Source organism: Sphingobacteriales bacterium, assembly GCA_016711285.1.
Taxonomy (GTDB): domain Bacteria; phylum Bacteroidota; class Bacteroidia; order Chitinophagales; family UBA2359; genus JADJTG01.
Window position 1 is genome coordinate 279,890 of sequence record JADJTG010000010.1, and the last position, 11,857, is coordinate 291,746.

Genomic DNA, 11,857 nt, shown 5'->3' on the forward strand with positions numbered 1-11,857 from the left:
TATTTTGCAATGCTTCTTTGTGTTATTTTAATGATAAGTTTTTAAAAAAATATGCCATAATCAACAATACATAAATACACATGATACAAACAGACACAACAACAAGTGCCGGACTTGATTTTTCTTTGAATGAAAATGTGGCGATGATTCGCGAAAGTGTGCGCAGCTTTGCCGAAAAAGAAATACGCCCCTACCTGATGGAATGGGACGAAAGCCAATATTTTCCCGTAGAATTGTTCAAAAAAATGGGCGAACTCGGTTTTATGGGCGTAGTAGTGCCGCACGAATACGGCGGCGCAGGTTTCGGATATATTGAATGTGTGACGGTGGTGAGCGAAATTGCCAGTGTATGCGGCTCGGTGGGTTTGTCGGTGGCGGCGCACAATTCGCTGTGTACCGGACATATCCTCGCTTTCGGCAACGAAGCCCAAAAACAAAAATACCTGCCCAGATTAGCCACTGCCCAACATATCGGGGCTTGGGCACTCACCGAACCCAACACCGGCAGCGATGCTATGCGTATGAAATGCACCGCCCGCAAAGAGGGCAACGAGTGGGTACTCAACGGTGCAAAATGCTGGATTACGCACGGTGCTACGGGCGATGTGGTAGTGGTGATTGCACGCACCGGCGAACTGTTGGACAGCCACGGCATGACGGCTTTTGTGGTGGAACGCGGCACTCCGGGGCTTAAAGCAGGCAAAAAAGAAAATAAACTCGGTATGCGCTGCTCCGAAACCGCCGAAGTGATTTTTGAAGATTGCCGTATTCCCGAAGAAAACGTACTCGGTCAGGTGGGCGAAGGTTTTCAGCAGGCAATGAAAATTTTGGACGGCGGGCGTATCTCTATCGCCGCACTCGGCTTGGGCATCGGCAAAGGAGCTTATCAAGCCGCCCTCAAATATGCCAAAGAACGCGAGCAATTCGGGCAGCCGATTGCGAATTTTCAGGGTATTGCCTTTAAAATTGCGGATATGGCAACCAAAGTGGAAGTGGGCGAACTCCTCACTATGCAAGCCGCCGATATGAAAAACAAAGGACTGAAAATGACCAAAGAGTCGGCAATGGCAAAATACTACACTTCCGAAGCCGCCGTACAGATTGCCACCGATGCCGTTCAGATTTTTGGCGGCTACGGCTATACCAAAGATTTTCCGGTAGAAAAATTTTACCGCGACTCCAAACTCTGCACCATCGGCGAAGGCACGAGCGAAATTCAAAAATTGGTTATCTCCCGCGAAATTTTAAAATAATTTTATTATCAGGATTTTGGATTATTAAAAAATAAAACCTATTTTTGCCGTCCTAAATTTCATTAAAAACATTTAAGATATTTACTATTTATGTTGATTATTGATTGTAGAGAAAGCGATACTATTGATAAGGCTTTGCGCAAATACAAAAAGAAATTTGAAAAAGCGGGCATTTTGCGCCAATTACGCAGACGCAAGCAGTTCACAAAGCCCTCTATTCAAAATCGCCAACAGAAATTAAAGGCTATTTATAAAGAGGAAATGTACGGTCCGAACAGCCAAGAGTAATTATAGGTTCTTGCTTTGCGGTGAGCAAAGAAGTATTTTTTCTTCTGAATTTTTATAAAAAATCGGCTCGCTTGTAGGATAATTCTTACAAGCGGCTTTGTTTTTGTATAAAGTATTAGGTATTTTTTCAAACCGCACAGAATATGCTGTATCGCGCCGCTAAAAACATCGTAAATATTTGTGCTTTTGAAACTAATCTCCTAACTTTGTAGGACAAAATATTATTGATATTTTTATACATTGTAACCATCTTAATTTTTTATGAAATACAATCTCAGTTTCAAAGATATTTTAGTGCGTTATGTGATAATGGTAGTGATTTTAATGGCGGGTGCATTGACACAACAAGTGTGGCTGATGTTTTTTAGTTTGCCGTTTTTTATTACGGCGTTGTTGGGAATGTGTCCTGTATATGCAGCTATGGGTATCAATAACAACCCCGAAGCTGCTTCCGAAGAAGACGACCATTAATCACACTTTGCGGATTTAGATATTTTATTTTAATAAAAAAACATAAACCCGAAAGCATATTATCATGGTCTTTCGGGTTTTTTCTATGATAATTCTGTCGCCTCCTACCCCGCCTGCGGCTGCCCAACAGCCTGTTGCAGTCGTAAAATTGCCGCGCCGCGCCGCTACGGATACGCTGCCGGTAATGGAGCATTTTTATACTTTGCAGGGCGAAGGATTTCATCAGGGAAAAGCCGCTTATTTCATTCGTTTGGGCGGCTGCGATGTAGGCTGTGTGTGGTGCGATGTAAAAGCCTCTTGGAATGCCGCCGACCACCCGCGCCTTTCGGTGGAAGATGTAGTAGCCGCTGCCGCCCAACAGCCCGCCCGCATCGCCGTTGTTACCGGCGGCGAGCCGCTGATGTACGACCTCGCCCCACTGACTACCGCCCTCCGGCAAGCGGGCTTCAAAACGCACTTGGAAACCTCCGCCGCCTATCCGGTTTCGGGTACTTGGGACTGGATTTGTGTATCGCCGAAAAAATTTAAAGCCCCCCTGCTTGAAGTATTGGCACTGGCGCAGGAGTTGAAGGTAGTGGTATATCACGAAAGCGACTGGAAATGGGCGCAAAGTTTTGTTCCTGCCCTGAACACCTCCACTGCGCTGCTGTTGCAACCCGAATGGAGTCGCCGCGAGCGTATCACTCCTTTTTTGGTGGACTTGGTGAAACAACACCCGCAATGGCGTATTTCACTGCAAACACACAAATATTTAGATATTCCTTAATTGTGTTTTTTTAAGCGGGGTAGTATTGAATTTTTGTTTTTTGTGGGATAGTAGCGATGAATTTAGTGAGTACTACATATTTAAATTAAACAAGATCATATAAAAGTATTCAACTTCAATTTTGTGTGTCGCCGCTAATAACAACAAGTTGTTACCTTAGTTTTCCTGTTTATTGTATCAGCAAACCATTTCTTTTGTCATATTAATTACTTGGCAATGTGTGTGACTGCTGCGGTGACACATTAGTTCTGATTTTTTTTAAAATTTTCTGCTTGTTCAAATATCTCCACATACACTTCGTCTCTTTCTACTGGTGGATAGCCAAATTCGTCAAGTAATAGAATAAGCCCAACTTTTAATGCTGATTTTATATCCTCTCGTTTGTTCCAATCGGGAAATTTAGCTTGTCCGTCCACTAAGTCTTTCACTGCTTTTGCAAGTTTAATCATTTTGTCGTCTGGATATTTGAAGTCGTATTTTATACAAAGTTCTTTCAAAATATCGTAAAATGCTTTTTCTTCAAAGTTGATTCCTAATGCATCACCTGCCGAAAATTCTTTGTGTACATCCCAAATTAAATCGGTTAAAGCATTTGCCATTTCTTCATACACCTCACTTCTTAAAATATCCTTTTCATCTCTTTCATTATAACGTTCGACCAAAGATTGCATTTTTTTAGAAAAATCAACACCTTTTACTTTATTTACTTTCTTTAATTCTTTTATTACTTTGGTTAATAGTTGCTGCAATAATTTTATTTTAGTATTGGGTAATTTTATTTTGTCAATTTTTGCCAAATAATCTTTGTCAAAAATATCCTGTTCCGATCCTTCTTCATTCCCCAATTTAAAAATTTCTTCAACGCCATCGCTTTCTAAAGCATTTTTAATCATTTCCCTTACTTTGGCATTCATCTGTGCCGTGTCAGGTGCATTACCTTTGGTAAGTTTGAAAACTATGGAACGAACTGCTAAATAAAAATGCGTATAATCTTTCTCCGATTGTGTTAGTTGCTCACTTCCTGCACAAATGTCGTAGGCTGCTTTGAGGTGTTTTACAAAACCCATAAATCGGGTTTCAATATCTTTGGTTTGTTGTGCAAATTCGGCAGCTAAATTCAAAGTGTTTAATTGCTCCAATGCTGAACCGTTAAAATATTTTGTATTATCAAAAGTGTGAAACAATTTGGCTAATAAATCTAAATGATTTCTTACAATTATTAACGATTCTGCAATGTCTTCAAAATTGTCTTCATCGCCTTTGTTATATCTCGCCAAGGCAAGATTCATTTGTTTTTTTATGCCAATATAATCAACTACCAATCCTTTATTTTTTCCTTCAAATTTTCGGTTTACTCTCGATATGGTTTGTATTAAATTGTGCTGTTGAATAGGTTTGTCGATATAAATGCTGTCTAAAAATGGTACATCAAAACCTGTCAGCCACATATCTACTACAATGGCTATTTTAAAATTTGATTTTTCGTTTTTAAACTGTCTATCCAATTCTTTGCGCTGGTCTTTTGTGCCTAATAAATTATAAAGCGTTTCTCCATCATCTTGCCCTCTGGTCATTATCATTTTTAGGCGTTCAATTGGCTTTAATTCTCGTTTATCTTTTTCGGATAATTTTTCTTCATCTTTAGGGTCAGCCACTAGGGCAGCCCTTACCCATTCAGGTTTTATTTCAATTATATTTTTATACAATTCATAGGCTATTTCTCGGCTACTGCATACAAACATTGCTTTGCCTTTTACGGTCGCTCCTTCGGCAATTCTTTTTTCGTAGTGCGTTACAAAATCTTCTGCTACTGTTTTTAGTCTTTTTGGGTCGCCTAAAATAGCATTCATACTGGCTACTTCTTCTTTGCTTTTTTCTATTTGATATTCGTTGGCTCCTGCTTCGGCTGCTTCTTCATAGTATTGCTCTATTTTTTCTAACTCGTCATTTTTTAAAGCCACTTTTGCTGCTCTGCCTTCATACACTATTCTTACGGTGATTTCGTCTTTTACAGATTCTGTCATTGTGTAGGCATCTACTACTTTGCCAAATACATCAAGTGTTGCATCTATTGGCGTTCCTGTAAAACCTACAAAGGTGGCATTGGGCAAACTATCGTGTAGGTATTTTGCAAAGCCAAAAGTTTTGCTAACGCCTTTATCGGTTACTTTTATTTTTTGGTCAAGATTTACTTGGCTTCGGTGGGCTTCATCGCTAATGCAAATAATATTGGTGCGATCAGAAAGTAGTTTTGTGTCTTCTGTAAATTTGTGAATGGTAGTGAGAAAAACGCCACCACTTTGTCTGCCTTGTATCAGTTCTCTTAAATTATTTCTACTTTCTACACTTACAATGGTATTGTCGCCAATAAAATTTTTGGCATTGGTAAATTGCCCCGAAAGTTGGTCGTCCAAATCGGTTCTGTCGGTAATTAATACAATGGTTGGACTTTCAAAATATTCGCTCTTCATCAACAATCTGGTGAGGTATAGCATGGTAAAACTTTTGCCACAACCCGTTGCACCAAAGTAAGTACCACCTTTTCCATCGCCTTGAGGTTTTTGTGCCATCTTTATTGCTTCGTACAAAGTTCTGGCAGCATAGTATTGAGGATAGCGACAAACTATTTTTTCATTTTTCTTTGAGCTATCAGGTATGTAAATAAAATTGCGAATAATATCTCTCAATCTGTTTTTATCAAACATACCTTGTATGAGGGTAAACATACTATCAATACCATCAACGTCTCTGGCAAGTCCTGCCACTCTACGCCAAGCATAAAAAAAGTCGTAAGGTGCAAAAAACGAACCTGCTTTGTTGTTTACGCCATCGCTTATTACACAAAAAGCATTGTATTTAAATAATTCTGGAATATCTCGGTTGTATCTTACTGTTATTTGCTCATAAGCATTAAATACGGTTGCATCTTCTCTTATGGCACTTTTAAATTCAAATACTACCAAGGGCAAACCATTTATGTAAATGATACCATCGGGAATGCGCTTTTCGCTGCTTACAATTTCAAGCTGTGTTACAAATTTATAAATGTTGTTGTCAGTTAAATATTGCTATTCGGGTTCTGCCGCTATTGAAATTACTTCATCTTCACTAGGTTGGCGGTGTTTGTTTAAGCCTACATAATTGATAAGTTGAATGTAAATGTCTTTTTGGTTGCGGTCTTCTCGTTTGAGAATGAAACCGTCTGAAAGCATTTTTAAGAAGGTTTTATTGCTTTCATACAAATCGGAAGCGGAAAGCGATTTGAGTTGAAGAATAATAGATTTTACTTCCGATGTAGTAATGCCATTACTGGCATATTGATTCATTAAATAGGCTTGCAAATCTGATTCTATCAACACTTCATCGGACTTACGCACAAGGGTATTGCCTAATTGGTGGATAAAGCCTTGCTGCTGCAAAAGCTCTACAAAAGTTTGTTCTAATTTTACTTCGGTAAATTTCATAGTTTATAAAATTTATCTTCTGTCCATTTGGTAGGATTGTTAATGATGTAGTCAGAAATTCGTTGGTACGATTGTTCATTGCGGATGATGTGTTCGTGATAATTGCGTTGCCACAATTTTCCGTTAAATGGTATCCAACCCCAATTTTTTACCCCCCGAATATATTCCACCGTAACAATGGATTTAAACGCCCCAACCATATCACCAACGGTTTTGTTTTTTTGCGTAGGGGCAACCCCTTGTGGTTGCCCCTTTTCTGTTTCGCCGTTGGGGGCGACCGTTTCGCCGTTGGGGGCGACCGTTTCGCCGTTGGGGGCGACCGTTTCGCCGTTGGGGGCGACCGTTTCGCCGTTGGGGGGCGACCGTTTCGCCGTTGGGGGCGACCGTTTCGCCGTTGGGGGCGACCGTTTCGCCGTTGGGGGCGACCGTTTCGCCGTTGGGGGACACCGTTTCGCCGTTGGGGGCGGCGACCACGAGGGTCGCCCCTACGATTTCTAATATGGCGTGGAAATGGTTGGGCATCACAATATATTCGTGTAATTGGATATTTGTAAAACGTTCGTGTAATTGGTTCCATTCGTTTTCAACCATCATACCCGCATCATTCAATATCATTTCGCCTTTCACCACGCCCCCAAACAAACACGCCCTATCCTGACAACATATTGTTATAAAATACAAACCTGCTTGGCTGTATTCATATCCTTTTAATCGGATAGAACGGCGGTGGTGAATGTTTGGGTTATATTGACTCATACTGTTTTCGTTTTTATCGTTGGGGCAACCGTTGGGGCAACCCTTGCGGTTGCCCTCATACACGAATGGGCGACCGCAAGGGTACGCCCTTACTGTACTGTTGCTAATTTGGAAAGTAGTAAGTTTTTAAGTTCGGATAGCTTTTGGTTTTCTAATGATTTTATCCAAACTAAATTACTTATAGCAGATACTTTCTTTTCAAATTCTTCTAATAAAGTATTGGTAGAGATAGTAATAGGGTAATCACTTATTGTTACTCTGTCTATATTTGGGAATGTTGAACCAGTAACATCTTTGAGTAATTCATTCAAGTTGCATTTCATTAATTGGATTAAATAGTTTTGATATTTAGAACGAATTGCACAAACCCCTCTTCCAATAGCATATCTGTCGTCTGCGATTACATTTTTGCCAACTGTGCTACCTCTTACGCAAAAAATCAAGTCGCCTTTTTCACAATATTTTTTCGGTTCAGTTGTCCATTTTGTTTTTACTGTAAAATATTCTCCAAATTCAACTGGACCATTAATTAGAGCAACACCTTCAGCTGCTTCATTATAACTCTCTCCTTCAGGAGATTGACCCATTATTATATTAGCAATATCAGATAGTGTTCCAACCCTCCACCCTTCCGGCAAATTCTCTAAATCAATTCCCTCCACAAACCACTGCTTATAAATAGCCTGTGCTGTTTCTTCGAGTTTTTGTATGAGTTGTTGGTTGATTTGTATTCGGTCTTGTATGGTGTTGTATTCTTTTACGATTTCACGTTGTTTGGCTATGGGGGGGAACTGGAATTAAAGTTTCGCATAATTCTGTCCATTCGTATCCACCTCTAATAGCTGCATCACATTTGAAAGTTGCATACCTATCAAACTCTGGTCTGCGAAACCACATCATTAAATATTCAGGGTCTAGTTCTTTTTTGTCTTTTACTTCAAATACTGGATATGCAGGTGAAACTAAATTTGGTTCATCATCTAATTTTAAAACAACAGGTAATTTATTTACTCGAATGGGCGACATAAAATCACAAGCAAATTGATATTTTCTAATAACTCTATACACCGACATATCAGGCCCAACAATATTAGAAGTTGTTTCTCTAAACTCCTTTGTCATACTCAAACCCAAAAGGCGTGTAACTTTCAAATCACGGTTTCGGTGTTCAACCTTTTGAATATAATCGCCAATTCGCTTATAATTTGATTTGGCTTCGCCGATTTTATAATTCATAACCCAATTCTTTAAACACGGTTAGTAAATCATTTTTGCTTTGTGCTTCGGCTTTCAATAAGTCGGCAAATTCACCTTGAAGTTTCTTCATTTTTTCATCAAAGTCTATATTTTCATCTCGGTTTACAAACTCAATGTATTTGCTCGGCACCAACGAAAAATCCTTTTTGGCTACTTCATCAAACGAAGCGGAATAGCAGAACTCAGGAATATTTTGATATGGAAACCACAAGGGATTGTTCGTACTTTCTGATTGCCATTGGTGATAAGTGCTTGTAATTTTTAATATATCATCATCCGAAAACTGAGTGTATTTCTTTTCAAAGGGTTCGCCCAGTTGTCGTAAATCCATAAACAGAATTTCTTTTTCACGGTTACGGTAATGTCGGGGCGAATAATGATTCGCCCTTACCGCACTTACATGTGCTTTTTTATTTTTATTCAAAATCCAAAGCGTAACACTAATGTCGGTGGTGTAAAACAAATTGCGTGGCAAAACTAAAATCGCTTCCACCAAATTATTTTCAATGAGTTTTCTGCGTATTTTATATTCTTCGCCACCGCCACTCAAAGCACCATTTGCCAATATAAAACCTGCTACACCATTATCGCTTAGTTTGCTCACCATATTCAAAATCCAACCATAGTTGGCGTTGCTTTTTGGTGGCACATCATAACCAAGCCAACGTGGGTCATCTATCAACTCGTTTTCGCCTCTCCAATCTTTTTGGTTAAAAGGCGGGTTTGCCATTATGTAATCAGCTTTCAGGTCTTTGTGTTGGTCGTCTGCAAAAGTATCGGCTGCTTTTTCGCCAAGGTTTCCGCTAATGCCTCGTATGGCAAGGTTCATTTTTGCCAGTTTATAAGTGGTGTTGGTGTATTCCTGTCCGTAAATAGAAATTTCTTTTTTGTTGCCGTGGTGTGCTTCAATAAACTTAATAGATTGCACAAACATACCGCCCGAACCACAAGCAGGGTCGTAGATAATGCCTTTGTATGGTTCTATCATTTCGGCAATGAGATTTACAATGCTTTTGGGCGTATAAAATTCTCCTTTCCCTTTCCCTTCAGCCAATGCAAATTTAGAAAGAAAGTATTCATACACTTTGCCTACCACATCTTGTTTGGGGTCTTTGGTGGTATCAATATCGTTGATGGTATCCAGCAAAGAAGCCAATTTAGTAACATCTAATCCCAAACGAGAAAAGTAATTGTCGGGCAAAGCACCTTTCAGGGCTTTGTTATTTTTTTCAATGGTGTGCAAAGCGGTGTCAATAAGCAGGGGAATATCAGTTTGTTTTGATTTTTTTATAATGTAGCTCCATCGGCTGGTTTTTTCTGAAAAAAACACATTGTTCATATTGTAGAATTCCGGTATTTCAATGTATTTCTCTTTGCCTTCGGCAATGAGTTTGGCTCGGTGGTCTTCAAACTTATCGCTGGCAAACTTTAAGAAAATCAGTCCTAATACCACGTGTTTGTATTCGGCTGGCTCTACGCTGCCTCTCAATTTATTGGCTGCTTCCCAAAGGGTCACTTCAATTGCTTTTTCTTTTTGTTCTTTCTTCTGTTTCGCCATATATTTATTGGTCTGTCAGTTTTGTATTGATGTCATTTTAATCTTGTTGTCTGCCATTGTCCAACCCCGCATATCCGCAAAAATAATATAATTGCCCGCACTCACGGATATTTTATAATTATTTTTCTTAACACCGCTGGGTACAAAATTTTTTTGAAAAAAAACATCACCCCCCATTCATATCATATATTCATTTTTCAGGGGCAACTCATTTCCTAGTGTATCAAAATATCGTTTTCTGTGTGCTGCTTTTTTTATGGAAGCCATCTATATTTATTTGAAACCGGCGGCAATGGCGCAGACGACAACATCGTGTCGCTGGCACTGTATCAGGCGGCAACGCACTGGGAGTGGGCGAGTTTGGTGCACCCCGAACAAAAACTTTCGTACCGACAGCAAAGTTATTTGGCTCTCAGTATGGAGCAGTTGCAGCAAGCTCCGCCTTTTTATGCCATCGCCAAAGATTTTCTGAACTTCATCGAAGGCAAAACGCTCATCGCTCACGATGCACAATTTGTATATAAAGTGTTGCGGCGTGCCTTTAAGCAGTTGGGATTTGTCTTTAAGCACGATTTTATATGCACACTCAAGGCTGCCCGCAGCAGCTATCCGCATTTGCCCTCTTATCAGTTGGAAGAACTGTGTACGCATTTCAAAATTCGTGTTGAGCATAAAAGCCGCTTGCTGCGCTATACGCACCAGATAGCCGCTTTGCACGAATACATAAAAATACCGCCGCCCCCTGCTGCTCCCGAATTAGCCGTACAGCCCGAAACTTTTCAGACTACACAACTTACCGCGTTTGCCCGAAGCGGCGGGGGTGTATTATTTGCTCAACAGCCGCAAAAAAATTATTTATGTGGGTAAAAGTTTAAATATCAAAACGCGGGTACAAACGCATCTGAATAATTGCGATACGGCTAAGGCTTTGCGTATGAAAGCCGAAATTGCAGCAGTGCGCTACGAAATAACGGGCAGCGAGTTGGCGGCTTTGCTGCTGGAATCGCACGAAATAAAATGCCTCAAACCGCTCTACAACCGCGCTCAAAGGCGCACCCGTTTTCCGTATTGCGTGGAGCATTTTATAAACGGCGAAAGCTACCATTGCCTGCGCGTTGTCCACAGCAGTCGCGCTGCACAAATGGTAGTGGCTACTTTTCAGTCGGTGGCGGCGGCAAAGCGACTTTGGAGCAGTGGACGCGCACCTATCAATTGTGCCAAAAAACTAAACGGTTTGTTTGATACCAAAGGGGCGTGTTTTTATTATCAGATTAAGGAGTGCGCCGGTGCTTGTGTGGGCGAAGAGCCGACGGCGGATTATAATGTGCGGGTGGAGCAGCTATTGGAAAAGTTGGCAGTTTCGCGAGCCACATTTTTTGCTTTGATGTGGGTAGGCAGGTGGGCGAATATGCGGTGATATGGGTGAAAAACGGTGCGTATCAGGGTATCGGTTATTGTAGCCTGCCGCCACAACGCCGCTATATCAAGCGGATTTTGGAGCATATTGTGCATTATCCCACCAACCGCGACACGCAAGGTATTATTCGTTCTTTTGTGGAGCGCAAAAAGTATTTAAAAATGCTGGTGTTGGATATGTAGGCAGTTGTGCATTACCGTTTAGTATACAGCACCTGATTATCAATTATTTTATTACTTTAAAATATAAAATAATTTCTAACGAAATACTTAACAGAAAAAACATACTTGCACTTTTTTTTAATACAAATTAAAAAAAACAAAATTTTCAACGCAAACGCTGTTGTTGCGCACTCTGCTCAATAAGTTTATCAAGGCGCGAGCGGCGTGGTGCTTTCCTGTTTGGCACTCATCACCCAATACAAAATTGTTTTTTATAGCTTGCAGCTTGTTTTTCAAAAAAACTCCCAAGCGGCGGTATGCTTCCGGAAATTCGGTTTCCAAATGTGGGTCGATGACAGGAATTTCTTTTTTTTTCGTAGGCGTAAATTTTTTGATTTTTCTTCTTTTCTTTTTTCAAAAGCAGCCCAGCCCGCAGTTTGCATTTTATCGGCGGCGGCAAGGGTTT

The 11,857-nt window shown here is 40.4% G+C and carries 12 protein-coding genes and 1 pseudogene; 7 read left to right on the plus strand and 6 right to left on the minus strand.

The annotated features are described in order from the left end of the window. Window positions 1-143: 143 nt before the first annotated feature. The 4 genes from IPL35_06910 (at window position 144) to IPL35_06925 (ending at window position 2,778) form a co-directional block, all read left to right on the plus strand. Window positions 144-1,253: an acyl-CoA dehydrogenase family protein gene (locus IPL35_06910; protein MBK8443150.1), complete on the plus strand. Its 1,110-nt coding sequence runs from the start codon at window positions 144-146 to the stop codon at window positions 1,251-1,253. A gap of 90 nt (window positions 1,254-1,343) precedes the next feature. Continuing rightward, complete coding sequence (locus tag IPL35_06915; GenBank protein MBK8443151.1) at window positions 1,344-1,541, plus strand: 30S ribosomal protein S21; 198 nt, start codon at window positions 1,344-1,346, stop codon at window positions 1,539-1,541. A gap of 261 nt (window positions 1,542-1,802) precedes the next feature. After that, window positions 1,803-2,012 (plus strand): DUF2892 domain-containing protein, encoded by a 210-nt coding sequence (locus tag IPL35_06920; protein MBK8443152.1) that lies wholly within the window; start codon window positions 1,803-1,805, stop codon window positions 2,010-2,012. A gap of 184 nt (window positions 2,013-2,196) precedes the next feature. Then, window positions 2,197-2,778 (plus strand): radical SAM protein, encoded by a 582-nt coding sequence (locus IPL35_06925; GenBank protein ID MBK8443153.1) that lies wholly within the window; start codon window positions 2,197-2,199, stop codon window positions 2,776-2,778. Between the two features lie 242 nt (window positions 2,779-3,020). On the opposite strand, the pseudogene IPL35_06930 reads toward IPL35_06925, so the two are convergent. The 6 genes and pseudogenes from IPL35_06930 to IPL35_06955 form a co-directional block, all read right to left on the minus strand. Continuing rightward, window positions 3,021-6,242: pseudogene (locus tag IPL35_06930) on the minus strand (type I restriction endonuclease subunit R). Beyond that, window positions 6,239-6,442 carry a hypothetical protein gene (locus IPL35_06935; protein MBK8443154.1) on the minus strand — a complete coding sequence of 68 codons (204 nt, stop codon included), beginning with the start codon at window positions 6,440-6,442 and terminating at the stop codon, window positions 6,239-6,241. The pseudogene IPL35_06930 and the gene IPL35_06935 overlap by 4 nt, the downstream one beginning before the upstream one ends. 1 nt (window position 6,443) lies before the next feature. Further along, window positions 6,444-7,061 (minus strand): transposase, encoded by a 618-nt coding sequence (locus tag IPL35_06940; GenBank protein MBK8443155.1) that lies wholly within the window; start codon window positions 7,059-7,061, stop codon window positions 6,444-6,446. A gap of 26 nt (window positions 7,062-7,087) precedes the next feature. Further along, entirely contained in the window at window positions 7,088-7,660 is a 573-nt protein-coding gene (locus tag IPL35_06945; protein MBK8443156.1) for a restriction endonuclease subunit S, read from the minus strand. Between the two features lie 103 nt (window positions 7,661-7,763). Next, entirely contained in the window at window positions 7,764-8,234 is a 471-nt protein-coding gene (locus IPL35_06950; GenBank protein MBK8443157.1) for a restriction endonuclease subunit S, read from the minus strand. Continuing rightward, window positions 8,224-9,813: an SAM-dependent DNA methyltransferase gene (locus IPL35_06955; protein MBK8443158.1), complete on the minus strand. Its 1,590-nt coding sequence runs from the start codon at window positions 9,811-9,813 to the stop codon at window positions 8,224-8,226. The genes IPL35_06950 and IPL35_06955 overlap by 11 nt, the downstream gene beginning before the upstream one ends. A gap of 240 nt (window positions 9,814-10,053) precedes the next feature. Here IPL35_06955 and IPL35_06960 point away from each other — a divergent pair, with 240 nt between their 5' ends. From IPL35_06960 to IPL35_06970, 3 genes are read left to right on the plus strand one after another with little or no spacing between them, the layout of a single operon-like run. Next, window positions 10,054-10,680, plus strand: coding sequence for a 3'-5' exonuclease (locus tag IPL35_06960; GenBank protein ID MBK8443159.1), 627 nt, complete (start codon window positions 10,054-10,056; stop codon window positions 10,678-10,680). Continuing rightward, complete coding sequence (locus tag IPL35_06965; protein MBK8443160.1) at window positions 10,616-11,230, plus strand: GIY-YIG nuclease family protein; 615 nt, start codon at window positions 10,616-10,618, stop codon at window positions 11,228-11,230. Before IPL35_06960 ends, IPL35_06965 begins: the two co-directional genes overlap by 65 nt. Then, window positions 11,200-11,412, plus strand: coding sequence for a hypothetical protein (locus IPL35_06970; GenBank protein ID MBK8443161.1), 213 nt, complete (start codon window positions 11,200-11,202; stop codon window positions 11,410-11,412). Before IPL35_06965 ends, IPL35_06970 begins: the two co-directional genes overlap by 31 nt. The last annotated feature ends 445 nt before the right edge of the window (window positions 11,413-11,857 follow it).

What these genes read in the sequence shown, in the direction of transcription:
- IPL35_06950 (MBK8443157.1), bottom strand. Translation starts at nt 8,234, where the DNA reads ATGAATTATAAAATCGGCGAAGCCAAATCAAATTATAAGCGAATTGGC.
- IPL35_06955 (MBK8443158.1), bottom strand. Translation starts at nt 9,813, where the DNA reads ATGGCGAAACAGAAGAAAGAACAAAAAGAAAAAGCAATTGAAGTGACC.
- IPL35_06925 (MBK8443153.1), top strand. Translation starts at nt 2,197, where the DNA reads ATGGAGCATTTTTATACTTTGCAGGGCGAAGGATTTCATCAGGGAAAA.
- IPL35_06935 (MBK8443154.1), bottom strand. Translation starts at nt 6,442, where the DNA reads ATGGTTGGGGCGTTTAAATCCATTGTTACGGTGGAATATATTCGGGGG.
- IPL35_06920 (MBK8443152.1), top strand. Translation starts at nt 1,803, where the DNA reads ATGAAATACAATCTCAGTTTCAAAGATATTTTAGTGCGTTATGTGATA.
- IPL35_06910 (MBK8443150.1), top strand. Translation starts at nt 144, where the DNA reads ATGATTCGCGAAAGTGTGCGCAGCTTTGCCGAAAAAGAAATACGCCCC.
- IPL35_06915 (MBK8443151.1), top strand. Translation starts at nt 1,344, where the DNA reads ATGTTGATTATTGATTGTAGAGAAAGCGATACTATTGATAAGGCTTTG.